At 57.8% G+C, this 24,190-nt stretch carries 26 protein-coding genes; 15 read left to right on the top strand and 11 right to left on the bottom strand.

Going from position 1 to position 24,190, the window contains the following annotated elements:
* Positions 1 to 12: 12 nt before the first annotated feature.
* Entirely contained in the window at positions 13 to 831 is an 819-nt protein-coding gene (locus AC0V6Q_RS05135) for a DUF4019 domain-containing protein (protein WP_486167335.1), read from the top strand.
* 80 nt (positions 832 to 911) lie between these two features.
* Here AC0V6Q_RS05135 and AC0V6Q_RS05130 read toward each other — a convergent pair whose 3' ends face one another.
* Positions 912 to 2,042: an OmpA family protein gene (locus AC0V6Q_RS05130; protein ID WP_486167334.1), complete on the bottom strand. Its 1,131-nt coding sequence runs from the start codon at positions 2,040 to 2,042 to the stop codon at positions 912 to 914.
* Between the two features lie 361 nt (positions 2,043 to 2,403).
* Between AC0V6Q_RS05130 and AC0V6Q_RS05125 the strand changes: the two genes are divergently transcribed.
* The 4 genes from AC0V6Q_RS05125 to AC0V6Q_RS05110 all read left to right on the top strand — a co-directional run bounded on the left by AC0V6Q_RS05125 (position 2,404) and on the right by AC0V6Q_RS05110 (position 5,515).
* A complete protein-coding gene (locus tag AC0V6Q_RS05125; protein WP_486167333.1) occupies positions 2,404 to 4,014 on the top strand; it encodes a long-chain fatty acid--CoA ligase in 1,611 nt (536 codons plus the stop codon).
* Positions 4,015 to 4,019: 5 nt separating this feature from the next.
* A complete protein-coding gene (locus AC0V6Q_RS05120; protein ID WP_486167332.1) occupies positions 4,020 to 4,481 on the top strand; it encodes a DUF411 domain-containing protein in 462 nt (153 codons plus the stop codon).
* A gap of 30 nt (positions 4,482 to 4,511) precedes the next feature.
* A complete protein-coding gene (locus AC0V6Q_RS05115; RefSeq protein ID WP_486167331.1) occupies positions 4,512 to 4,952 on the top strand; it encodes a DUF1330 domain-containing protein in 441 nt (146 codons plus the stop codon).
* Positions 4,953 to 5,119: 167 nt separating this feature from the next.
* On the top strand, positions 5,120 to 5,515 hold the full coding sequence (locus AC0V6Q_RS05110) for a hypothetical protein (protein WP_486167330.1): 396 nt from the start codon (positions 5,120 to 5,122) through the stop codon (positions 5,513 to 5,515).
* A 62-nt stretch (positions 5,516 to 5,577) separates the two neighbouring features.
* Here AC0V6Q_RS05110 and AC0V6Q_RS05105 read toward each other — a convergent pair whose 3' ends face one another.
* The 6 genes from AC0V6Q_RS05105 to AC0V6Q_RS05080 all read right to left on the bottom strand — a co-directional run bounded on the left by AC0V6Q_RS05105 (position 5,578) and on the right by AC0V6Q_RS05080 (position 11,866).
* Positions 5,578 to 5,724 carry a hypothetical protein gene (locus tag AC0V6Q_RS05105; protein ID WP_486167329.1) on the bottom strand — a complete coding sequence of 49 codons (147 nt, stop codon included), beginning with the start codon at positions 5,722 to 5,724 and terminating at the stop codon, positions 5,578 to 5,580.
* 181 nt (positions 5,725 to 5,905) lie between these two features.
* Positions 5,906 to 7,015 (bottom strand): PA0069 family radical SAM protein, encoded by a 1,110-nt coding sequence (locus AC0V6Q_RS05100; protein WP_486167328.1) that lies wholly within the window; start codon positions 7,013 to 7,015, stop codon positions 5,906 to 5,908.
* 54 nt (positions 7,016 to 7,069) lie between these two features.
* The gene (locus AC0V6Q_RS05095) at positions 7,070 to 8,674 is read right to left on the bottom strand and encodes a hypothetical protein (RefSeq protein ID WP_486167327.1); all 1,605 of its coding nucleotides are present in this window, start codon (positions 8,672 to 8,674) and stop codon (positions 7,070 to 7,072) included.
* Between the two features lie 97 nt (positions 8,675 to 8,771).
* Positions 8,772 to 9,302, bottom strand: a complete 531-nt coding sequence (gene moaB, locus AC0V6Q_RS05090) for a molybdenum cofactor biosynthesis protein B (protein WP_486167326.1) — start codon at positions 9,300 to 9,302, stop codon at positions 8,772 to 8,774.
* Between the two features lie 9 nt (positions 9,303 to 9,311).
* On the bottom strand, positions 9,312 to 11,069 hold the full coding sequence (locus tag AC0V6Q_RS05085; protein WP_486167325.1) for a lytic transglycosylase domain-containing protein: 1,758 nt from the start codon (positions 11,067 to 11,069) through the stop codon (positions 9,312 to 9,314).
* Between the two features lie 11 nt (positions 11,070 to 11,080).
* The gene (locus AC0V6Q_RS05080) at positions 11,081 to 11,866 is read right to left on the bottom strand and encodes a uracil-DNA glycosylase family protein (protein WP_486167324.1); all 786 of its coding nucleotides are present in this window, start codon (positions 11,864 to 11,866) and stop codon (positions 11,081 to 11,083) included.
* A 105-nt stretch (positions 11,867 to 11,971) separates the two neighbouring features.
* On the opposite strand from AC0V6Q_RS05080, the gene AC0V6Q_RS05075 reads away from it, so the two are divergent.
* The 10 genes from AC0V6Q_RS05075 (at position 11,972) to AC0V6Q_RS05030 (ending at position 21,213) form a co-directional block, all read left to right on the top strand.
* A complete protein-coding gene (locus AC0V6Q_RS05075; protein WP_486167323.1) occupies positions 11,972 to 13,618 on the top strand; it encodes an electron transfer flavoprotein-ubiquinone oxidoreductase in 1,647 nt (548 codons plus the stop codon).
* A gap of 7 nt (positions 13,619 to 13,625) precedes the next feature.
* Positions 13,626 to 14,048, top strand: a complete 423-nt coding sequence (locus AC0V6Q_RS05070) for a DMP19 family protein (protein WP_486167322.1) — start codon at positions 13,626 to 13,628, stop codon at positions 14,046 to 14,048.
* A gap of 80 nt (positions 14,049 to 14,128) precedes the next feature.
* A complete protein-coding gene (locus AC0V6Q_RS05065) occupies positions 14,129 to 14,533 on the top strand; it encodes an endonuclease domain-containing protein (RefSeq protein WP_486167321.1) in 405 nt (134 codons plus the stop codon).
* An 86-nt stretch (positions 14,534 to 14,619) separates the two neighbouring features.
* Entirely contained in the window at positions 14,620 to 14,991 is a 372-nt protein-coding gene (locus AC0V6Q_RS05060) for a hypothetical protein (RefSeq protein ID WP_486167320.1), read from the top strand.
* Entirely contained in the window at positions 14,988 to 15,812 is an 825-nt protein-coding gene (locus AC0V6Q_RS05055) for a 4-(cytidine 5'-diphospho)-2-C-methyl-D-erythritol kinase (RefSeq protein WP_486167319.1), read from the top strand. The genes AC0V6Q_RS05060 and AC0V6Q_RS05055 overlap by 4 nt, the downstream gene beginning before the upstream one ends.
* A gap of 32 nt (positions 15,813 to 15,844) precedes the next feature.
* Positions 15,845 to 16,540 (top strand): N-formylglutamate amidohydrolase, encoded by a 696-nt coding sequence (locus tag AC0V6Q_RS05050; RefSeq protein WP_486169257.1) that lies wholly within the window; start codon positions 15,845 to 15,847, stop codon positions 16,538 to 16,540.
* Between the two features lie 41 nt (positions 16,541 to 16,581).
* On the top strand, positions 16,582 to 18,297 hold the full coding sequence (ilvD, locus tag AC0V6Q_RS05045) for a dihydroxy-acid dehydratase (RefSeq protein ID WP_486167318.1): 1,716 nt from the start codon (positions 16,582 to 16,584) through the stop codon (positions 18,295 to 18,297).
* Complete coding sequence (locus AC0V6Q_RS05040) at positions 18,278 to 18,619, top strand: hypothetical protein (protein WP_486167317.1); 342 nt, start codon at positions 18,278 to 18,280, stop codon at positions 18,617 to 18,619. Before ilvD ends, AC0V6Q_RS05040 begins: the two co-directional genes overlap by 20 nt.
* A complete protein-coding gene (locus tag AC0V6Q_RS05035; RefSeq protein WP_486167316.1) occupies positions 18,620 to 20,008 on the top strand; it encodes an NAD(P)H-hydrate dehydratase in 1,389 nt (462 codons plus the stop codon).
* Complete coding sequence (locus tag AC0V6Q_RS05030; RefSeq protein WP_486167315.1) at positions 20,005 to 21,213, top strand: class I SAM-dependent RNA methyltransferase; 1,209 nt, start codon at positions 20,005 to 20,007, stop codon at positions 21,211 to 21,213. The genes AC0V6Q_RS05035 and AC0V6Q_RS05030 overlap by 4 nt, the downstream gene beginning before the upstream one ends.
* A 7-nt stretch (positions 21,214 to 21,220) precedes the next feature.
* Here AC0V6Q_RS05030 and AC0V6Q_RS05025 read toward each other — a convergent pair whose 3' ends face one another.
* From AC0V6Q_RS05025 to AC0V6Q_RS05010, 4 genes are all read right to left on the bottom strand, one after another.
* A complete protein-coding gene (locus AC0V6Q_RS05025; RefSeq protein WP_486167314.1) occupies positions 21,221 to 22,009 on the bottom strand; it encodes a hydrolase 1, exosortase A system-associated in 789 nt (262 codons plus the stop codon).
* Positions 22,006 to 22,710, bottom strand: coding sequence for a hypothetical protein (locus AC0V6Q_RS05020; protein ID WP_486167313.1), 705 nt, complete (start codon positions 22,708 to 22,710; stop codon positions 22,006 to 22,008). Before AC0V6Q_RS05020 ends, AC0V6Q_RS05025 begins: the two co-directional genes overlap by 4 nt.
* Before the next feature lie 5 nt (positions 22,711 to 22,715).
* Positions 22,716 to 23,075 (bottom strand): acyl carrier protein, encoded by a 360-nt coding sequence (locus tag AC0V6Q_RS05015; RefSeq protein WP_486167312.1) that lies wholly within the window; start codon positions 23,073 to 23,075, stop codon positions 22,716 to 22,718.
* Between the two features lie 70 nt (positions 23,076 to 23,145).
* The gene (locus AC0V6Q_RS05010) at positions 23,146 to 24,171 is read right to left on the bottom strand and encodes a GNAT family N-acetyltransferase (protein WP_486167311.1); all 1,026 of its coding nucleotides are present in this window, start codon (positions 24,169 to 24,171) and stop codon (positions 23,146 to 23,148) included.
* Positions 24,172 to 24,190: the final 19 nt, after the last annotated feature.

Raw genomic sequence — 24,190 nt, 5'->3', positions numbered from 1 at the left:
GGTTGAGGTGAGATGACAGCGGCAATCGAGACTTTAACCGACAAGGAGAAAGAAGCCCTTCGCCTGCTTGTCGAGGGCCACGATGCGAAATCGTCTGCCAACCTGCTTGGCCTTTCGGTGCATACGGTCAACGATCGGCTGCGCAATGCACGCCGAAAACTGGGTGTGTCGAGCAGCCGCGAGGCCGCAAGAATTTTGCGGGATGCCGAGGGGGAGACACCCCAAAACCCACCCCAAAACCCTGCACACACATCTTTCGGGATGGCTGAGGGCGGGGAGCGTGGCGATACTGCAGTCCTCGATCAACGAAGCCAGAAAGCACCCAATCGCTGGGTCTGGCTAGCAGGAGGAATGTTTATCATGTCACTACTCATTGCAGCCGCAATTTTTGCCGCCGTTTCCTCTTCGGGTGACGCTTCGATCTCTTCCGCATCTGGCGAGGCGCAAGACACAAATGCCAGCGTCATGTCGACGCTCAGCGATCAACGCGATGCGAAAAGCTACGCGACGGCGGTACGTTTTTTGGCTGAGGTGGACTCAGGCGATTGGGAGGGCAGCTGGGATGTTGCAGGCAACTTTATTCAGCAACAGGTCTCAAAGGAGAAATGGGCAGAGACAGTTAAACCTGTTCGAGAGCCACTAGGAACGGTTCTATCGCGCGAGCTTACCAATGTTCAGAAGACAGACTCCCTTCCGAATGCACCTGCGGGCGAGTATGAAATTCTGCAATTCGCAACCGCGTTTCAAGGCAGTGAAGCGGGGCTTACCGAAACAGTCATCATGATCCGCACCGAAGATGGCTTCGATGTGGCGGGCTTCTTTATCCGCTGAACAGCGCGGTTTCCTGAACCCACAAAAAAGGGGCCGGATCACTCCGGCCCCTTTGTTTATTTGGCTTGTGTAGCCTTGCCTTACATGCCCGAACCCGGACCGTAAGTGACTTCCACGCGGCGGTTTTGCAGTTCACGAACGCCGTCTTCGGTCGGGACGCGGTTCTGCGTTTCACCGAAGGCTTGTGCAGAGATACGGCCCGTTGGAATGCCTTTGCCAGCCAGGTATTGGGTGACGCTTGCGTTACGGCGCTGTGCCAATGCCTCGTTGTAGGACACGCTGCCGGAACGGTCAGTGTGGCCTGCGAGCATTACGGACGCCGAACCGCAGTTTGAATAGGCTGTCACAGCACTGTCCAGAATGGTCGCTGCGTCCGCAGTGATGTTCGATTGGTCAAAATCGAAGAACACGATGTACGGGCCAGTGTTGCATGCAGGTGCAGGCGGTGGCGGTGGGGGCGGCGGTGCAGGTGGCGCGGGTGGGGGTGGCGGCGGTGCTACTGGTGCCGGTGGCGGTGGTGGAGGCGTTGGCGCACCGAAGTTGAAGAGCACGCTTGCCAGAATCGAGTGTGTTTCGAAGTCCGCATCAAGCTGCGTCAGATTGGTTGCATCAATGCCGACATCGTCCGCCACGAAATAACGGTACTTCAGGCCAAGATCGATATTGTCGGTAACCGCAACGCGGGCACCTGCGATCGCCTGATATGCAAGACCAGTGTCACCATCGCTGATCGGAACGCCGATGGTGTTGTTGCCTGTGCTGATCTCGACATGGGCAACACCCACGCCGCCACCGGCAAAGACAGTAAAGCCATCATCTTTACCCACTTCGAACAGACCATTGACCATGGCTGCGAAAACATCCGCGTTGCCGAGATCGGTCTGGTTCAGCGCAATCGGGAGGCCCGATGCATTGCTGAAGCCCGGGGTGATGACTTCGAACTGGTCGGTATCGTTTTCGCGATAGCTGACGTCGGCTTCCAAGCGGAAGTTGCCGAAGTCGTAACCTGCGACTGCGCCAACCTCGAAGCCACCTTCGCGATCAACGCGCGCAGCGCGCTCCTCGCTGACAGGTGATTCCAGGTCCATATCGATGTCGGTGCCAAGGACGTAACCGCCCTCGATGCCGATATATGGCTGTCCTTCGCGTGCATGGGCAGGCGCGGCGATGACCGCAGCGGCTCCGGCAAGCAATAATATTTTTCTATTCACAATAAGCCCTCTGTTTCTGTTTAGGGGAAAAGACTCAGCCTCTGCTATAATGTCGATAGCCTAACCATTCCAAAAAATACTGAAAAAGAGTGAAAAATTCTGCTCCATTTGCGGTGAGTTGAGTGTTTTGAGGCCTTAAAGGTGCTCGATTGATATTGGGTCGGCATATCTGGACCCTTCAACTTTGCGCTGCTTGCCGCCCCGCCTGTAATTTTCGTTCTACCTCTGGGCTTTTGTTTCCTCTGCTCAACCGGACCAATGATCGCATATCGCGATTGCAAACGGCAATCTTGCGCGGCATTGTCTCTTGCGAAAACGTTATCCAAACGGGTGCGACAAGCAATTGAGGAGAGAGAAACCCATGCCCACACAAACTCTTGGTGCGATGCAGGATTGGTCGATGCGTATCACCCATGTGATTGATCACGCAGCCCGCGAGGCAGGCTCGCGCGAGATTGTGACCCGCTGGGCCGACGGAAGCGAGACCCGCACCGATTGGGCAGGCATCCGCCGCGATGCTTTGAAGATGGCGCAGGCTTTGGAAGCGCTTGGCATCAAGCCGGGCGAACGCGTTGCCAGCCTTGCAATGAACCACTCGCGCCACCTGGTCAGCTGGTACGGGGTCGCTGGGATGGGAGGGGTGCTCCACACCGTAAACCCGCGCCTGTTCGAGGATCAGCTTGAATACATCGTAACCCACGCAGAAGACCGCGTGCTTGTGTATGATGCTGCATTCCAGCCAATCGTCGACAAGATGAAAGACCGATGGACCACGGTTGAGCACTATATCTGCTTCGATTCAGGAGAGCATTCGCAATCCTTTGAAGACTGGATTAGCGCGCAGGATGGCGATTACCAATGGTATCAGGGGGACGAGTGTGATCCCTGCATGATCTGTTACACTTCGGGCACCACCGGCAACCCTAAAGGTGTGCAGTACGAACACCGCTCCACAGTGCTTCACGCGGTCTCCGGCTTGCAGCCTTCTACCTTCAACTTTTCGAGCGCATCCTGCATGCTGCCTGTGGTGCCGATGTTCCACGCTGCCAGCTGGGGCCTTCCCTATGCAGGCGCGATGGCGGGGATCAAATTTGTCTTCTCCGCCGTCAACGACCCTGCGGTTCTGCACGAATTGATGATCCGCGAAGGCGTGACCGATAGCGCGGGCGTGCCCACCGTATGGCTCGCCCACTTCCAGTATTGCGACAAAGAAGGGCTTGATCTTCCACCTTTGAAGGCAGCGACCATTGGTGGTTCCGCCTGTCCGCGTTTTATGATCGAACGCCTGATGAAAAACGGCACACGGGTTCAGCACGCATGGGGCATGACCGAAACCTCGCCCATCGGCACCGTTGGCGGGCCGACCTGGGACTGGGATCAGCTTTCCTTCGAGGAAAAGGTCGACAAGACCGCGATGCAGGGCCGCCCGATCTTCGGCGTGGAGCTGCGGATTGTTGATCTGGACGATATGACCACCGAATTGCCCCGCGACGGCGTGGCATCTGGCGCCTTGCAAATCCGTGGGCCCTGGATCATCCGCCGCTATCTGAAGGCCGAGACCGATGCGACCAATAACGATGGCTGGTTCGACACAGGCGACGTTGGCATCATCCATCCGGACGGCACGCTTCAACTGACCGACCGCACCAAGGATGTGATCAAATCAGGCGGCGAATGGATCAGTTCGGTCGAGCTTGAGAATGCAGCCGTCGGCCACCCCGAAGTTGCCGAGGCGGCGTGTGTGGGCATGTACCACTCCAAATGGGATGAGCGGCCTGTGCTGTTCGTGGTCCGCAACGAGGGTTCGAGCGTCACGGCGGACGACATCATCGAGCATCTCAAACCGCTGATTGCGAAGTGGTGGTTGCCCGATGCGGTCGAGTTTGTGGATGATATTCCGCACACCGCAACCGGCAAGATTTCTAAGAAAGACCTGCGAGAGCGGTTCTCTGACTACAAACTGGAAGGATGAGTACCATGAGACGCGCGCATTCCCGTTTCGCCACACTTATGGCGCCTCTTGCTTTGCTGGCTTGTACATCCTCTGCCGCGGCGAGCGTGATCGACGTGGCCAAGACGGCGTGGTGCGGGTGCTGTGCGGTTTGGGTAGAGCGGATGGAAGCGGCGGGCTTCACCATGCAGGTGCGCAATGTCGATGACCTTAATCCGGTGGCCGATGCCGCAGGGGTGCCTCGAACCTTGCGCGGGTGTCACACCGCCATGGTCGAAGGCTATGTGATCGAGGGCCATGTGCCCGCTGAAGACATCAAACGCCTGCTTGCCGAGCGCCCCGATGCCGTTGGGCTCAGCGTTCCGGGTATGCCGATTGGTTCACCCGGAATGGAGCAGGGCAACCGTGTCGACCGTTATCAAGTCGTGTTGATCATGCGCGATGGCCGCCACCTTGTCTGGGCAACCCACGGCCCCGCTTCCTCGTAACGGCGCGGTCAACGCAGAAGGATACAAAGCATGGCTAAAGCCTATATCGACCCGAGTCCTGCCAATTTTCAGGCGTTCAAAGACCTCCCGCGTGATGAGCCGATCCATATGCTCAACCTGCTGCGATACCGCGAGCTTGCCGAGTATCCGCAAGGCCACGAGCACCACGGCAATGGCTGGACCGGGCGGCGGGCTTATGAAGAATACGGCAAGACCTCACACGCCATCTTCGCAGGCGTCGGCGGCAAAGTGGTCTGGCGCGGCGCATTCCAGACGATGGTCACGGGACCAGAGCCCGATGATAAAGTCTGGCACGATGGTTTTGTGGCCGAATACCCCAATTCAGGTGCATTCTTTGCGATGATCAAGGATGCAGATTACCAGCTTGCCGTGGTGAACCGGACGGCAGCTCTGCTCGATAGCCGCTTGATGCGGTTTAAACCGGGGAAGACCGGCGGGGGTTTTGGGTGAGGGTATTTGGACTGCTTGCCGCATTTCTTCTGGTGGGATGCGATTCACTTGGGATCGGAAAATCTCCTGTTATTGGAGAAGAAGTCCATGAGCATATCCGAAATTGTTACGAAGACACAGTTATTGTGCCAATGGAGCGGTCGGAAAACTGTCTTGCGGCTCTTCGAATGATTGACGCAGCATACCAGCTCGCGGAAGACTGTGATCCGGAAGCGTTTTTCAATCAATGCGATGCGTGGGAGGACGACGATCTCGCTGTTGCGAATAATGGGTACAGCGTTGCGGCTGAACAATCTCTGTGGTTTCACGGAAGGCCGTCCGAAGAGCTGCTTCAACAATATGGAAACGGATCGGGCTACGGTACTTGGGTTTACCGCGATCTGAGGTTGATGGAGAAGCTTTTTCAGCACTGCCTCCAGTTAGAGAGTGGCATTGAACCAGCTTCCACTCAACGCTCCACTCATGGTAACTTTCAAGAAGTCTATAGTGTTTGGCCGCCGATCTTGCGCGAGGGCGAACTGTGTTTTCGTGTGCGATACGAACGCGGCACACCGAAAGCATGAGGTTCCACCAATTGCGCGCCAGCAAATCGCCAACCTAAGCTCAAAACTCATAGAACCCGAGCTCAGCACTGGCACGTGATGCTGTCAGCCCCGCGGATGCTTCCGCCGCTCAGGTCCGGAATAAGGCTCATCGCTTTGGCGACGTTCGCCTTTGCGGCGATCCTCGACGCCGCGGTCGCCTTGTCTTCGATCGCTTTTGCGACGATCAAATTCTTGCTCGTTCTTTGGATCTGTTGCTTCTGTCATGGTCTGCACCCCCAGTTACAAGACGTTAATACGTCGATTTACTTAGCGAGTCCTTAAACGGGGTTAATTTAGAGTTAAACCGGTCCCGAAGAGCGCTGTCAGGAGTGTATTTCCACATTTTGTGACCAAAATAATTGAGATGCATCAAAGTAACCGCATCTGTCCGCCCAATTCCGGTGGTCGAAACTTCGAACAATCCAGCTCAAATCTTGGCGCAGTCTTGCCATGACCAACGCCGCTGCGCTTGCATGCTATGCGAAAACGGGCGCGGAACATGTCTGCCCATACGCCTGTAGGCTTCATGCGGGTGAAGAAGTCGGGATCGTTGTCTTTCCCCCCTCTGATTGACTGGACAATGCGCATCACTTTGCTGGCGCGGTCGGGATAATGCACGGCGAGCCATTCGCGGAAAAGCGGGGCAACTTCATGGGGAAGGCGCAAGGGTATCCAATTGGCGCTTTTAACCCCGACGCCCGCCGCCGCCTCGATAATCCCTTCCATAAATTCATCCGTAATCGCGGGGATGATGGGGGAAACCGAGCAATGCACCGGAACGCCGTGCTCTATAAGCTTGCCCAGCGCCGCAATCCGCTTCGCCGGAGCGGCACAGCGCGGCTCAAGCTTGACTGACAGCTTTGCATCAAGGGTGGTCACAGAAATAGCCACCGCGACCAAATTGGCCTGTGCCATCTCCTCCAGAATATCCACATCGCGCAAAACGCGATCCGACTTCGTTGTGATCGTCACCGGATGGCGCGCATCAAAGCAAACTTCCAAAATCTCACGCGTGATCTCGTACCGTTTTTCAATCGGCTGATACGGGTCGGTGTTGGTGCCAAGCGCAATGGGCGCTGGCTTGTATCCGCGCTTGTTCAGTGTCTTGCGCAAAAGCTCTGCTGCACCGGGCTTGGCGAACAGCTGCGTTTCAAAATCAAGCCCCGGCGACAAATCGTGATAGGCATGGGTAGGGCGCGCATAGCAATAGACGCAGCCATGCTCGCACCCCCGATAGGCGTTGATCGAGCGGTCGAACGGGATGTCTGGCGAGGAATTGAACGAGAGGATCGTCTTGGGGTGTTCTTCCGTAACATGGGTGCGCAGTTTGATGGGCGGCGCTTCATCGACGCCAAGACCCTCCACATAGTCACGCCAATCGCCATCGGTCTCCCGCTCCGCAAGGCCAAAGCGGGTGGGAACCTTGGCAGAAGCCGCGCCGCGTCCATACTGTGCATCGGGATGTTCTGGTGCTCTCATGAGTAGAACATATAAAGAACATTGTGCCGTTTGGCTACATCGAAACTGGTTTGTCTAAGACCCTTTGCCGCCTTCAATGCGGGGCACGAGATTGTCCAATCCCGTGGCCAGCGGCATACCGATAACCCGCGCCTCATGGATCATCTTGGTGATCACCTGCTCAAATTCTGGACTGAGTTTGAACAGGCCAATATAGAAATAGGGAAAATCGCGCATAAGGCCAAAACCTGCCCTTTCAGTCGCCATACGCCCGAAAATCGGGGCTCCGGCCGGATAGGGCGGATTGCCATTGGGCAAGACCATATTGGTGGGCCAAGTCATCGCCAAAACGCGCGTGTTAAAGGCTTCAAGCATCTCTGTGCCGCACTGCTTCCAGACGCTGACAGGCATTTTCTCGATCAGGCTTGTTGCGGCCTGGACTTCGCTAATCAAGCTTTCATTCCGGCAGCGGCGCAACCAATCGAGCGCCGACAAAAGATCGATGCGTTCGCATTGGTCCGCTTTCTCTCGCAGAAGATCATAATCTTCCTTGTGGTTGAGATAGCGCTCACCAGCGTACATCGCCTGCCAGAACCGCTCTCGCGCCTCCTTGAAGCTTGGCTGCATGGCGATGATCTGCTCTTCAAACTCGCCCAACGCCTCGGTTTCGAACTGGGGACCTTCAGGAATTACCAGAAGATCGCGCAAGACCATCCTGCCATAGTCGACCCCTTCTTTGAGAGGGCCAAATTCCCTTTGATCAAAATGGGCTACGCGTTGATTTTTGCCGTGGATCGAGATGAAATAGAACAAGTTGAAGAGGGGCCAGCGCGTCACAAATGCCTTGCCTGTGATGAGGACAGCGCATCTGGTTCCATCATCAATCTGCGTCTGAAAGAGCTCACCGCGAACAAGGCCGAATGGGTCCCGGTAGGGTTTAGTCGTAATCGAAAGTTTCAACTCATCCCCGCTGGCTGGCATCGACAAGACAAAATACTCGTCGCGCTCGGCCAGCCACCAGCCCTTGGGAAGAAGGCCATTGCTGGTCTCTTCAAGCTGTTTTCCCGCTTCTTTTGACAATCGATAAGTGATGCTGCCTTCCCCGTTTTTGCGCGGGGAGTAGACACGCGCTGCGGTGCCGGCTTTGATCGGATCACCATCTTCAAAGCGATTGTTCGCAAGTTCGAGCCAGAGATTGCCAAGCTCGACGGGATCGAACGCTTGATTGTTTCGAGCGAGCCTGCGCGCGCGCAACGGGCCGCCAATTAGCTGGTACAGATAATAAACGAGGTAAGCAGAGGGCAGGATCAACCACTTTTCATCCGCCCGGCCCGTTAAGGAGTCTCCGACCATTGCACACAGCATCACGATTATCAGCACGGCCTGAACAAGTCGCCCGCCCATGGCCAATGCGGCCCAGCTGATCACCGGGATCGAGAGGGTTACGCTCAACAGCAGGATCGGGATTAGAAAAACCGTCCATCTCGGTTCTGCGCCCAGGTCTTCAAGAATGCCAAGGTCTGCACCCGGCGCAACAAAGGCTGTGGCAGCCCAGGCTAACGACAGGATAAGGATGAGCGGAACCAGCAACGGGTGAACCGGCACCATAAAGGTGCTGATCGGTGTTACCCAGCGAAAGCCCAGCCATCTGAGAAGGCGGAATTTCGTTTCGCTTCGCACTATGCACTCTACCTTCAAATATTCGCGCAAGATATTCTTGCCGAAATTCAATAGGTCAACTTGGTGTGCATACCTTTAAGGACGGCTCGCCCCCGGATTATGTCTCTAGCAATCTCGGCATCAATTCGACAAAATTGCAAGGGCGATTGCGACTGTCCAATTGCTCGGCAAGGATGCCATCCCAGCCGTCTTTGACCGCTCCGTTGGAGCCGGGGAGGGCAAAGAGATAGGTTCCTCGCGCGACTATAGCGCAGGCGCGTGACTGGACCGTGCTTGTGCCGATGCTTTTATAGCTGAGCCAGCGGAACAGTTCGCCAAAGCCGGGAATATCGCGGGCGCCCTCGATCCGGGCGAAGGCTTCGGGTGTCACATCGCGGCCGGTGAGACCGGTGCCTCCGGTGGAGATGATGGCGTCGATTTCGGCATTGTCGATCCATTGGTTGAACTGCGCGGCAAGCTCGCCTGCGTCATCTTTCACTATGGTGCGTTCGGCGATCCGGTGCCCTGCGCCTTCAACCCGAGCGGCGAGGATATCGCCCGACGTGTCGGTTTCGCGGGTTCGCGTGTCAGAGACGGTGAGAATGGCGATATTGATCGGTGTGAAAGGTCTGCTCTCGTCAATCGCCATTTGGTGTCCCTATTGGTTGAGGTTTGAAGACCCCGTACTAGCAGTCTGTGTCCTCGCGGGAAGCGGGAATTGTGGCCACTGCCCCTGTGCCAGCGCGCGGCGGGATGGCGATGGGGCCCCTGCGGCACGTTCATACATCCAGTAATTGCGCATCACGATCGCGACATAGCCGCGCGTTTCCCAATAGGGGATCGATTCCATCCAGAGCAGGGGATCGCCCTGGTCGTTGATCTCATAGTTCCAGCGGCTGACCGGAGTGAGCCCGGCGTTATAGGCCGCCATGATCTTTGGCAGGAGCCCTTGCGTCGCGCCGCTATCGCGCAGCATCTCAAGGTGCTGCTGACCATAGGCGAGGTTCACCTCTGGCTTGTTGAGATCGGCATAGCTTGCACCGAGGTTGAGGCGGCGGTTGTGATCGCGCGCGGTGCCGGGCATGATCTGCATCAGGCCACGTGCATTGGCAGGCGAAACGGCGCTCGCTCTGAAATTGCTCTCTTGCAGGGCGTGAGCAAAGGCGAGAGACGGATCGACCCGCCATCCTGTGCTCGGCTGCCAGTGGGCGACGGGGAACCGCAGCGACGGGTCAGCGCGATATCCGCGCGGCGCGTAATTCGCCATGTAAAGCTGCGTCGAAGGCAGCCCGAGTTCGCGGGCGAGCTTGGCAACAGCGTAGTAATCCTCGGCGCGCCCGATGCGCGCTTCGTGGCGCAAGACTTCATCAGCAAGAGCGGGACGGCCGATTTCGACCAGAGCTTTTGCAACGCGGATATTGCTGCGGTCCGATATTGCGCTCCATTCCGCGCTAGAGAGTGGCTGAACCGGCGCAGACGATGGCACTTCTATGCCAAGCTGGTCGACGGCAAGCAGACCATAAAGCGTCTCGTCAAAGCGCGCGGCGTTTTCAAGGTGGGCCTGTGCAGCCCCCGGCTCACGACAGCGGATGTAGGAACGGTGCGCCCAGTAATGTGCCGCCGATGTCAGTTCGACATTTTCTGAACGGTCAGCTGCGCGCGCGAAGGCTTCGGCTGCGACCTGACAAGAGCCCAGCCGCCACGCGGCAAGCCCTGCGACCCATTCACCTTCTGCGACCCAGGCTCCTGACCCTTCGGCAACGGTCTGCGCGAGAGCAAGAGCGTTCTGGTCGTCATTCTCGATGTAGAAGCTCCAAGCCACACGCTGACGCCATTCGGCGCGGGCTTGCGGGCTTAGAGAAGGATCGGCTTCGAGCAGAATATTGTACGCGCTGATCGGGTCGTCATTGCGGATCGCATCAAGAATCGCAGAGCGGGTCTGTGCAGGCAGTGTGCCGTCATCAATGGTGCGCGGACGCATGCGTTTTGTGATGCCGGGCTGACGAGTAAGGCTAAGCGTGCGCGGGAAAGCGGGAAGCCATTCGAGGCCCCGCCGTGTGCCAAGCCGTCCAAGCTGTTCTGATTGGGGCAGTTCAACGCCGGCGCGAAACCATTCGGAGATCTGTTCCGCCGACACACGCGGACTGTTCGCATGGGTGTAAAATTCGGCAAGCGCAGTCTGATGAAGGACGCTGTCAGTGCGTTGATTGAGCATCGAGCGGACATCGTCCCACGCTTGCGCGTCTATCGCTGCGAACAATTGTTGGTAGTGGAGACGCTCATCAGCGCTCAATTGCGCAGGCACCGAGCTATTCTGCCGATCATATTGCGCGACCAGACTGCCGCTTTGTGCCGATACGGCCGGGGTCATCGCAAGGGCGGAGATCATACCAAGACCGGCAATGAGTGCGCGCATAGTTTTCAAAGTCATCCCTTGATCGACCATTCGATCCATCTCCGCCAGAATTTTGCCTTCAGACGGGGCATCGCCATCATGGCGTCCAGTCCTTCGGTTACGAACAGCGGTCTTGGTGTGCTTGTTTGGTTGATTTCGCGTAAAAGCGAGAGGTCATTCGTTAATGCGTGGCCCAAAAGCGGCGGGATGCCTGCGCCAAGGGCCAAGACTTTCTGCGGATTAACAAGGTTAACGTGAAACTGCGTTATTTCATCCATTCCGGAGGCACCCAGCGACGCTGTGTCAGCCATGGGCGTGTGACGCGGCAATGCAGAGGCGAAATAGACCGATTCCTGGTCAATCCCCATCGCCGCAATGATTCGCGATAGAAGCCGACCCTGCGGCCCGCTGAGCAATATGTCCTTGTCGCCTTGTTCCGGATCGATCACCAGCACCATCAGTTCAGGGTTCGCGGCCCCTCGCGGTGCCACTCTTCCGCGCGGGCCAATCGTGTCGAGCCCGGGGGCCGACATCCACCATTCCTGAAATGCAGCAAGGTCGCCCGGGGGATTCGGTCCTAGAAGATCGACCCTTGCGGGTTTGACCGGCTCTGGAGCGGGCTCTTGATTTTGATAGGCGCCTTGCGGCGTTGCCTTGGCGGTATCGGCACCTGAAGGCTTTTCGCCCGCACCGTGATCGCCAGCGCTGCCCAGCCAGTCCGTAGCGTCATCGGCATAGTCGCTGTCAACACCGGCCAGCCGCCACCAATCCAGGGCCGCCTGCAATTCGTAGCTCAAAGTGGGATTGGATGCGTTCATACTGTTCAATGCCCCCCTTGACTGTCACCGCCTCGCTTAGCAAGTGCAGTGCTACACATAAGTGCGAGATAACTCGCAAGACGAAAGATTGGGATAGAAAAGCTCATGAGCGAACGGGAATCAATGCCATGCGACGTCGTGATTGTGGGTGGCGGGCCAGCTGGCCTTTCCGCTGCAATCCGTTTGAAGCAGTTGAATGAGGAACTCGAAGTCGTAGTCCTTGAAAAAGGCTCAGAAATCGGGGCACATATTCTCTCAGGCGCGGTTGTCGATCCCAAGGCGTTGAGCGAGCTATTCCCTGACTGGCGCGATATGGATTGCCCGATGGCGGAAACACCGGTCACCGACAATTGGCACTGGTCGCTCTCAAAGACCGGCAAGACCTCCATCCCGCACATCATCATGCCGCCGCTGATGAGCAATGCAGGCTGCTACACCGGATCGCTTGGCAATTTGACCCGCTGGCTTGGCGAACAGGCCGAAGCGCTTGGCGTGATGGTCTTCCCCGGTTTCCCGGCATCGGGCGTCTTGTATGACGACAATGGCGCGGTCAAAGGCGTCGCTACGCAGGATATGGGCATCGCCGAAGACGGCAGCAAAAAGCCCGACTATCAGCCCGGCATGGATATCGAGGCGAAGTACACGCTCTTTGCAGAAGGCGCGCGTGGGAGCCTTACCAAAGGCATCAAAGCCAAATTCGATCTCGAAGCCAATTGCGAGCCTCAGGTTTACGGACTTGGCATTAAAGAGCTGTGGGACATTGACCCTGCAAAGCACGTCCCCGGCCGTGTGATACACACCCAAGGCTGGCCGCTTAGCGAAAGCGGCACATGGGGCGGCGGCTTCTTCTACCACCAGGCGAACAACCAAGTCGCAATCGGCTTTGTCACCGCGCTTGATTACAAAAACCCATGGGTTTCGCCCTATCAGGAATTCCAGCGCTGGAAGCAGCACCCTGCGATCCGCGAATATCTCGAAGGCGGCACCCGTGTCGCTTACGGCGCGCGCGTGATCAACGAGGGTGGCTGGCAGTCTGTGCCAAAGCTTGCATTCCCCGGCGGTGCACTTATCGGCTGTGCGGCTGGTTTCGTGAACGTGCCGCGCATTAAAGGTAGCCACACCGCAATGAAGAGCGCGATGCTGTGTGCCGAGGCGATCGCTGAGGAAATCGGAAGCCACGAGAGCCAGCCAGAGCTCCAAGGATATGAACCCGCGGTGCGTTCAAGCTGGATCGCGGACGAACTTAAGAAGGTTCAAAACGCAGAGCCAGCGGTTGCGAAGTATGGCGAGGACATCGGCACGATCCTCGCTGGCGCAGACATGTGGATGCGCACGCTCAAAATCGGCCTGCCGATCAGCATGAAGCACCACGCCGATTACACCCAAACGGGCCGCGCGGACCTTTATCCCAGGATTGAGTACCCCAAGCCCGACGGCGTGATCAGCTTCGACCGCCTGACCAATGTGGCCTATTCCTTCACCAACCACGCGGAGGACCAGCCGGTCCACTTGCAAGTGGGTGATCTCGACCTGCAAAAGGCGAGCGAATACGACGTCTTTGGCGGGCCATCTGCACGCTATTGCCCTGCGGGTGTGTATGAGTGGATCGAGGAAGAGGGCAAAGAGCCCAAGTTCCAGATCAACTCGCAAAACTGCGTCCACTGTAAGACGTGTGATATCAAGGACCCGAACCAGAACATCAACTGGGTAACGCCTGAAGGCGCGGGCGGTCCTAACTATCCGAATATGTAGGGTTGTGTTGGCCGATCCCAAAACTCAAGCTTGGAACAACTTCGTTCTAAACTGCGATCCTGACGCGTATGAGTTCGGGACGGAAAGGCGCGCCGCGTCGCTCGTATCTGAGTTCATGGGCATGGCCAATAATGGAGGGGTTAACAGTTACCTCACCGCCTCGTGGGATCGGGATGCGCATGAAGTGCTAGGGGCGCTTCAGGCTCTCAGTGCGAATAAGTGTGCTGAAAGATTCTCTCTAATTCTTGATGTTCTCGGCGTGGAACTTCCAGTTATGTCGCAGGACGAAAGATGGAATATCCTTGATGTTCATTGGACCGATAGTCTTGACGACTTCGATAGCCTCGATCGGGAGTTAGACACTGAATTAGTGACGGTTTTAGAAGCGCACGTTGACGAGAACATGTCTCACTATCTCGCGCGCGGTTAACTGATGAAAGAAACCGCCTACGCCAAACACATCCTCCCCGGACCGGGGAGGGGGACCACGAAGTGGTGGAGGGGCATGAAGTGATCACAGGACCTCGCCGCACCGTAAAACTCGCCCGAAAGCTTCGCAGCGAGATGACTTTGCCGGAGGTGAAGTTGTGGACCGAGCTTCGTAAACGCCCGGGCGGCTACAAATTCCGGCGCCAACATCCGGCTGGACGGTTTGTGCTGGATTTCTACTGTGTCGCAGTTCGATTGGCTGTTGAAGTCGATGGTCGGGCGCATGATGCTCGGGTTGAGAAGGACAAGCAGCGTTCGGCTTGGCTTCAGGCGCACGGCATTGCCACTACGCGCATTACGGCGCGGACAATACTTGAGGATGTTGAAGCGGTTGTGACCCGGCTTGTTGAAATCTGTGATGATCGCGATAGGTCGCCCCTCCACCATCCTCCGGATGGTCCCCCTCCCCAGAATGGGGAGGATTAAATGCAGGAAACCGCTTACGCCAAGATCAACCTTGCGCTGCATGTCCGCAGACGGCGCTACGGGCCATATGATCAGGGGGTACCGCTTTGAGCGCTGATATGCTTCAAACACAAGGCGATCCGGTCCTGTTCCAGCACGTGTTGTGGCTGTTTGGTCATCCCGGCGTGTGGGCTACGATTGCGAGCCTGATCCTTTGCGCAATTGGTGCGTTTAAACTGGCTCGCGTGCTGAAAGCCTTGGACACCAAAGTTTGGTTCCGTGTTTTCCTGATCGCACTAGTTGTGTTTGTCGGGGTTTATCTGTTCCTGCTCAGGCAGACTTACAAAGCCTTGGTAGACGGCGCGCCGAACTTTTACGCTTTTGAGGGCTTGGTTTGGATCGAGATCGGTTTGGTAGCGTTTGCGGTGGTCACTTTGATCTGGATTGCTATTGACCTGTTTCGCCGAAAAAAGGTGTGATCATTTCGACTTCACTCTCTGAAACCGCCTACGCCAAGATCAACCTCGCGCTGCATGTCCGAAGGCGGCGCGAGGATGGCTATCATGAGCTTGAGACGCTGTTCGCCTTTGTTGACGCTGGTGACACGCTGAGCGCGCAGGCTAGAGAGCAAGACCAAGTCACCACAATCGGCGAGTTTGCAGGTGGGATCGACGATCCTTTCGACAATCTCGTGGCCAAGGCGCTGTCTGTACTTCCGCGCCCGAAGGGCATGAGCATCACCCTTGAAAAGAACCTTCCCGTCGCTGCTGGCCTTGGGGGAGGGTCTGCTGACGCGGGCGCAGTCTTCCGGCTGGTCGAGCGTCTCCACGGCCTTCCCGATGACTGGCAGGCGCGCGCGGCAAAGCTTGGCGCAGATGTGCCGTGCTGTGTGCGCAGCGAAACGGTGATCGGGCGGGGCACCGGCACCGAGCTGGAACCCATTGAAAGCGACCTTACAGGCACGCCCGTCCTACTGGTAAACCCGCGCATACCGCTTGCCACGGGGCCAGTCTTCAAGGCCTGGAATGGATTTGACGAAGGGCCGCTTCCCGAAGGAACAGCCAGAGATATCGCATTGTTTGGCCGCAATTCGCTTGAGAACCCGGCCTGCGATATTGTTCTACCTATCTGCGATGTGCTCGAGCAATTGACGGCGACCGACGCGATCATCGCTCGCATGTCTGGGTCCGGTGCGACGTGTTTCGCGCTTTACGCTGACGAAGAGTCCCGCGACGACGCGGCGAGGGCAATTGCCCGCAAGCGACCCGACTGGTGGCAACTTGCAGGAAAGCTGCGGTGACATCGCCATACGTTCATATCGGAGATGCCGCGATGAGCGGCCCAATTCGCGGAGGCATCGTCTGCGTCTCTGACCACGCATCCAACCGAGTGCCCGAGGGCATTGACCTTGGCATCGACCACGCGCTGATGAATGAGCACATCGCCATTGATATCGGCGTTCAAGGCGTCGCCGAAGAGATGGCCGCGAACCATAGCATCCCCGCGCATCTCGCCACGGTCAGCCGCCTGGTTGTCGACCTCCACCGCGAAGAAGACCACCCCGGCGTCGTCCCGCAAGAGAGCGATGGTCACGTAATCCACGGCAACATCGGTTGCGATCTCGAAGCGCGCCTCGCCCGGATTTATCGCCCCTATCACGATGCAATGGCCAAGTGGCTCGACGAGCGCGCACCCGAACTCATCATCTCGCTCCACAGCTTCACGCCAAAGCTCGCCACTAGTGACGAGGACCGCCCATGGGAAGTGGCATTCTTGTATAACCAGGACGACCGCGCGGCGCGTCTCGCGATCCGTTTCTTCGAGGAAGAGGGTTTCACGGTTGGGGACAATGAACCGTATTCCGGCCGCCAACTGAATGCGACCATGAACCGCCATGCTGAAAGCTGCGGGAGGCCCTATCTCGCGACCGAGATCCGGCAGGATTTAATCACGACACCGCAAGGGCAAAAGCACTGGGCCGGACTGCTTGCCAAAGTTGCGCGGAGGGTTGTGCTTGCATTACCCTGAATGTAAGGACGTTTCGCAAAATCAATTCAAAGAGTAATAATATGTCTTTCGACAAGTCCAAACTTCCCTCTCGCCACGTCTCCGTAGGCCCGGAACGCGCGCCGCACCGCTCGTATTACTACGCCATGGGTATGACCGAGGAAGAGATCGCGCAGCCATTCGTGGCCGTCGCGAGCGCGGGCAATGACTCAGCGCCTTGCAACACCACGCTGAACGCGCAGGCCGATATCTGCCGCGAAGGTGTGATTGCAAACGGAGGCACACCGCGCCGGTTCAACACGATCACCGTCACAGACGGCATTGCCATGGGCCACCAGGGCATGAAAAGCTCGCTGATCAGCCGCGAGATTATCGCCGACAGTGTCGAAGTCTCCGTGCGTGGTCACTGCTATGACGCGCTGGTCGGATTCGCGGGCTGCGACAAGAGCTTGCCCGGCATGATGATGTCGATGCTGCGCCTCAACGTGCCGTCGATCTTCGTCTATGGCGGCTCGATCCTTCCCGGCACCTACAAGGGCGAGGATGTCACCGTCGTCGATGTGTTCGAGGCCGTGGGTCAACACGCCGCTGGCAATTGCCCCTTGCAAGAGCTTATCGCGCTCGAAAAAGTCGCTTGTCCCGGCCACGGCGCGTGCGGCGGTCAGTTCACGGCGAACACTATGGCGTGCGTGGGTGAGGCCATCGGATTGTCGCTGCCAAACAGCAATATGGCGCCCGCTCCTTTCAGGTCACGCGAGGAGATTGCGCGCGCTGCTGGCGCACAGGTGATGGAGCTTTTGAAGCTGAACCTGCGCCCACGCGATATCTGCACCAAGGAAGCATTTGAAAACGCCGCGCGCGTTGTTGCCGCGACCGGCGGCTCGACCAATGCCGCGCTCCACTTGCCCGCCATGGCGAGCGAGGCGGGAATCGATTTTGACCTGTTCGATGTTGCAGAGATATTCAAATCAACGCCTTACATCGCGGACCTCAAGCCTGGCGGTAAGTATGTCGCCAAAGACATGCACGAGGCAGGCGGCATCTACATGGGAATGAAGACGCTGCTCGAAGGCGGTTTCCTTGACCCCAATCCGATGACGGTGACCGGTAAAACGCTGGGTGAAAATATCGAAGAGATCACCTGGAACCCTGATCAGAAAGTCTTCTACGACGTGGCAAAGCCGATCACTCCGACAGGCGGTGTTGTTGGCCTCAGAGGTTCGCTCGCACCCGAGGGGGCGATTGTGAAGGTTGCTGGCATGGAGCGCCTGCAATTCACGGGAAAAGCGCGCGTTTTCGATTGCGAGGAAGACGCTTTCGCCGCTGTCGAGAAGCGCGACATCGCCGAAGGAAGCGTCATCATCATCCGCTACGAAGGCCCCAAGGGCGGCCCCGGAATGCGCGAAATGCTCTCCACCACCGCTGCGCTGTACGGGCAAGGCATGGGCGAGAAAGTTGCGCTTATCACCGATGGACGCTTCTCAGGCGCGACCCGCGGGTTCTGCATCGGGCACGTGGGTCCAGAGGCAGCGGATTGCGGGCCGATTGCTCTGGTCGAGGACGGCGATACCATTTCCATTGACGCCGAGGGTGGCACAATCGACCTTGAAGTGGATGAAGCGACCCTCGCCAAGCGCAAAGAAGCTTGGCAACCGCGCAGCAATGACTATCAATCCGGTGCCCTTTGGCGCTATGCTCAAAACGTTGGACCAGCGCGCGATGGTGCGCTCACCCATCCCGGAGCAAAGGCAGAAACTCATGTATTCGCGGATATCTAGCGGGCTTATCGCCTTCGCGCTCTTAACAGCGTGCGAAGCAACTCAATCGCCAGAGCCAGAAGGCGATATGCTTGATTGCGCTATCGGGGCCGGTGCGGAATACGCCAGTGTTTGCACCGCTGAGCGTCTGTCTGAAAGTATGATTGTCATCCATCATCCCGATGGCGGCTTTCGACGTTTTGTAACGGCCGATGGAGGTGTGAAATCTGCTGATGGCTCTGATGAATCGACGTTCACTCAAGATCCGGTCACCGGTGACTTCGAAGTGTTTATTGCCGATGATCGTTACTACCTGTCCAAGAGCATCGTTTTGACCCAGTGAATGGTTAGCCCCCAAATCCTCACGGCACAGCAAATGCGCGACGCCGAGCAGCGCCTGTTCGATGCAGGAATGCCTGAGTTTGATCTGATGAAGCTTGCTGCGGGCCGCGCGGCAGAATGGGTTAGACGTCTCGCGGCAGGGCGATCCGTTACAATCCTATGTGGCCCGGGCAACAATGGCGGCGACGGTTACGTCATTGCGCATTGCCTTCAAAAAGCGGGCCTTAAAGTCACGATTGTAGCGCCCGAGGCACCCAAAACCCCCTCGGCCAAACAGGCACTTGCCCTCTGGGGCGGCGAAGTTCTGACGTCAGGAGGCTCTGCCGAAGGCGAGGTCTTCGTCGATTGCCTGTTCGGTTCGGGGCTCACACGAAAGCTCAGCGGTGAGCACTCATTGCTTTTGCGCGATCTGGCAGATCGGCATCAGATGGCGATTGCTCTGGATGTTCCCAGCGGGATTGCCAGCGATAGCGGCGCAGTTCTGAATGAGCGGCTTCCCCGTTTCGATGTGACATTAGCGCTTGGTGCGTGGAAATTTGCGCATTGCCTCTTGCCAGCGCGTGACAGAATCGGGACGCAGCGCCTTGTGCCGATTGGCGTTAGCGCGGTCGAAGAAGCGGCGGTGCGCATCACAAAGCCAAAGCTCGCGCCGCCCGCTTTCGCCGATCACAAATACACCCGAGGTCTTGCGGCGATTGTCGGTGGTGACATGCCGGGAGCCTCTGTTTTGGCCGCCCAGGCAGCGATGAGAGCGGGTGCAGGATACGTCAAACTTGCGGCGCATGCGGCACCAAATGCGGGACCGGAACTTGTTGTGGACACATCGCATGTGCGGGTCGCACTTGATGACAAGCGGATCAATGCGGTGCTGATCGGACCCGGACTGGCGCGCCATGAGGGCTCGATCAAGGCTCTTGAGGCGGCGCTTAAATGTAAGGGCGGTCACGTGCTGGATGCCGACGCTTTGCATCTGGTTGAGCCCCATATGATTGATCCGCAAATGTCTGTGCTCGCAACGCCGCATGACGGGGAGCTTGATGCGCTTTGCCGCAAATTCGCGATTGTCGCCGAGGGCCGGATGGCTCGCGCCAAGGCGCTTGCGGCCATGAGCGGCATGGTCATTTGTGCCAAGGGCCCCGATACGATCATCGCCTCGCCACAAGGCAGGGTGGCAATTGCTCCGCCTGCGGCATCGTGGCTTTCGATTGCAGGTACGGGTGATGTGCTCGCGGGGATCGCGGTCAGCCGCATGGCCAATGGGTCGGACCCGTTCACAGCTGCTTGCGAGGCGGTATGGCTTCACGGTGAGGCGGCAAGGATTTGCGGGCCAGCGTTCACTTCGCTCGAATTGGCGCAAGGTGTGTCACGCGCATTGGCGAGGTGTTTGTGACCGCTGTTCAGAAAATCGTCCGGATCGCTGCAAAAGGCGATGGCGTGAGCGAAACAGGCACGCATTTCGCGCGGGCTGTGCCGGGCGACAGCGTTCGGTCGGATGGAACCATTATTCCCGGACCGCATCACACAGCGCCTGCTTGCGAGCATTTTGGCACCTGTGGTGGCTGTCAATTGCAGCATGGTGATGACGAGGTGCTTAGCCGGTTTGTGCGTGAGCGTGTGGTCAATGCGGCCACGGGGCAAGGCCTCGACATTGGTGAGCTTTTGCCAGAGCACCTTTCGCCGCCAGGTTCACGTCGGCGTGCTGGTCTTCATGCGCAAAGAACGCGGGGCGGGGCGATTGTCGGCTACCGCGAAGGCGGCTCGCACACGCTCGTCGATTTGGCGCAATGTCCGGTGCTGGACCCGAAGCTTGCTGGACTGATCGAACCCTTGCGGCTCTTTGTCGCAGCGCATGGCCCAAAGGGTAATGTCGATATCGCTCTGACCTTGTGTGACCAGGGGATTGATCTGGGCCTCACCCATTTCCCGCTGGAAGGGCTTGCCGCAACAGAAGGCGCACTTGAGTTTGCGCAAGGCGAAGGCCTGGCACGGCTTACCATCGATCAAGGTTATGGGCCCGAGACCATTTGGGAACCTGAGCCTGCGACCGTCACCTTGTCCGGCTTGCCCGTTGGCCTTCCTGCAAATGCGTTTTTGCAGGCCACCCCCGATGCAGAATCTCTCATGATCGACGATGCGTCACAATGGCTTGGTGACGCGCGCATTGTGGCGGATTTGTTTTCAGGGCTCGGCACCTTTGCTTTTGCGATGGCCAAGGCGGGGAAGGGGACGCGCAAGGTCCTTGCCGCAGAAGCGGATCAAGCGGCGCACCTCGCGTGCAAAGCGGCTGCTGCGCGAACGAGTGGGCGCGTGATTGCGCTGCACCGCGATCTGTTCCGTAACCCTTTGCAGGCTTCGGAACTCGACCGCTTTGACGCTGTCCTGCTCGATCCGCCGCGCGCAGGGGCACGCTCGCAAGTCGCCCAGATCGCAGAAAGCTCGCTTTCGCGGGTGGTCTATATCAGCTGTAATCCGTCAAGCTGGGCGCGTGATTGCGCGGTGTTGGCGGAGGCTGGCTTCAAATTGAAACGGCTGCGCCCGGTGGGGCAATTTCGATGGTCCACCCATGTCGAATTGGTGAGCCTTTTCGAACGCTAGATCGCGCTTAGCTGCGCAAGGCCGAGATAATCTGCTGTTCGAGCCAAACACGGTGTTCAGGCTCTACGTATGAATGGCCTGCGCCCGGGCATCGTTTGATCCGCGGGTCGCCTTTATCCCACGACGTTTCGAACAATTGCGCGGTGCGATCGCCCTCGGCCAAGAGGATGTGCGTGCTCCCGCTAAACGCTTGAACTCCTGCCTCCATATCCTGCGCAAGACTGGTCGGCGCAGGGGCAGGGCTAAGGGATGCCTTGATACCTTGAGCGAGCTTTCGAAGGCTCACGCCGCCTTTGAGCAACCGCCCGATTTCGCGCGGGTTTTTCAGTTTTGCGGCATAGCGCGAGCGGATGGCGTCGGGAGTGTGCGTTGGTTCGGCGGCCTCGGTCGCGGTTTCTTCGATGGTCCAGGGGTTGGATAGGACAAGACCATCAAATCCGGCCCCCTCCATCAGCATCAGCGCAGAGGCCGCATCGCAATTGCCAAAGGCAAAAACCCGTTCGACTTGCGGAGCCATGGCGCGGAATGCTTCGAGCGCGGCTTCGATATCGCCTGCGCTTTTGCGAAATCCTCTGTTCTCGCCCTCGCTGTCGCCTGTGCCACGGCGATCAAAGCGAAAGACCGGAAACCCCTTTTTGGCAATCCGCGCAGCAAGCTGTGATTGGCCGGAAAACGCGCCAGAGCGGATTTCATTCCCTCCGTTTACGATGAGAAGGCCGGTTACGCTGGGCGCTGTATCGAGAGACCCTGCGAGCTTCAGGCCCCGGCAGCCGAAATGGAATTGCAAGCGGCTCATTGAGGATTGCTCTCTTCGTTCGAAACAACCCTTGCCAAGGCCTCTGACATGCCTTGATCTTCATCCGGCTCGGCCCGAAGCCAAAGCCCTGCGCCGCCCAAATCCTTTTGCTCGATGATTGTGTGGTTGCCCGAAGCGGTCGGCACCGCGCTCTCTAATTCGCGCAGCATTTCACTACCAAGGTGCCATCCGGCAAGTTGCAGACCAGACGCGCGACCTTGCTCCATCAATTGATCGGAGCTGGTCTCGACGCCCGCCTCGCGCGATGCAATTGTCTGCGCCCGGACCATCGCGCGCAGCAGCTTTGCTCCGGTGAGCGGCGCATATTGCCATCCTGGCAATGTCTCGGGCGCGAGCAGCGCGCCGCCTCTGATGGCCAACACATGCGTGGCACCAAAAGTCAGTGCTGCGGTTGCCGCAACTGTGCGCCAGCTTGCGAGCGTCTGTTTCTCGAGAGAGGCAAGGCTCTCGTTGCAGGCCGGAAGATCGGGCAGGAATGTGTCCACGCCGCTTTCATCACAAGCGCGCATCATTTGAATGGTAAAGCGCCGCAGCTTGTTTGCTTCATCAAACAGCGCAGGCAAAATGAGGATCCGACGTGTCCGGCCCTGATCGAACGAGACGAGCAATTCATCGGCCGTCTTGTCGCCCGTCAATGGGGCCTGCCAGCTTGCGATCATGCGCGGCTCTGGCGCATCCATCGAGGTTAAGCCTCTGCCGAGTCGGGGTTCAATTTCGCCTGCGCAAAAGCCAGCAAGCCGCCATAGGTTTCAAGCATTTCGCCATCGACATCTTCGTCCTCGATTACGATATCGAGCCGGTCTTCGATCTCGGTCAGAAGTCCTGCGACAGCCATGGAATCCAGCTCGGGCAAGTGACCGAAAAGGCCGCTGTCCTCATCAAGCTCATTTGCTTGTTCGGCATCGATCCCCAGGACATCGGCGATGATTGATTTAAGTGCGGTGTCCAGCGTCTCGTTTCCGCTGGTCTCAGCGCTATCCTCGCTCGCTGCCGCGCTAATCGCTGCGTCTGCACTCGCCGGTTGAGAGCCTGTTGCTTGCCCCATTGCTTGGTTGTCCTTTTCTGGAGGCCTTTTAACCCATGGCGCACCCGATTGCACCAAAGCGATGCGCGCCTTAACCAGCCTTGGGGGAACGCGCAAGTTCCGGGACTTCCGGCAAGGTCAGGCGTTTCGCGGTGAGACGCGCCAGGTCAAGCCATGCACGAGGCGAGGATAGATCAAGGCAATCAATGCAATAGCGGGGCCGCGTGTCTTCCATCCAGTCTTCTTTGTAGCGCTGTGTGCCTGTCCCAAAGTCGATCACCTCCACATTGTCAGTGTCGATGGCGTGCCTGAACAAGGCGGCTGAAAGCGTGGTTCCCGCCGACAGTTTCTTGAAGCTCTCCAGATGGGCGAGCTTGTGAATGAAGGCGGTTTTATTCTCAATGGTCCAGCATTGCGCTGCAACCGGCTCACCATCATAAAATGCTAAACCCAGCCTCAATCGACCGGCAGCGCCCTCGTTTTGAGCGAATTTGCGCAGCATCTCTGGGTGGTCTTCGTCAGGTTTCCAACTGGCCTCGTAAATCGCTTCGTAGGCGGTCCAAAGGTCGGGATCGAAATGTGTGACGATCCTGGTTTCAACTTTATTGGCCTTGCGCTTCAAAGTGGTGCGCAATGGGCCGGGGCGTGAAGACCAGTATTCATCGAAACTGCGTCCTTTGACATAGAGAACGTGATTGGTGTCGCAGCGTGTCACCTCGACGCGCCAGCCCGCATCGGCAAATGCCGCGGAAAGCCGCGTTGCTGACCCGTCTTCGTCAGGCACAGGCTCCAATGTCACCCTGTGCGCTTTGGTCTTGAGCTGCTTTGCAAGCTCGATCAGCAATGCGTCCCCTTGAGGCCCCTGTGGTGCCAATGCACGCCAGGTGAAGCTGTACCAGTTTCGCAAGGAAGTAGCGCGGCGATTGTTCAGGGCTAAAACTAGAGCTGCTTTCTGATCCGTGTCGCATGCGGCCGCGATAAAGGGATCGATACCCGTCTGTGCCAAAAGGGCATACCACTCTGCCCGATCGAAGGGCGCACGTACAATTCCTGAAGGGCTGTCTTTAAACAGCTCTTGCAAGACGTTAACCGTGTCGTGATACCTCGTTTCGATCACTTGATTGAGTGCCCTTCAA

The sequence above is a fragment of the Erythrobacter sp. S227 genome, assembly GCF_057364925.1.
Note: the sequence above shows the minus strand (reverse complement) of the source record. Positions and strands in the feature narration are given on the sequence as shown.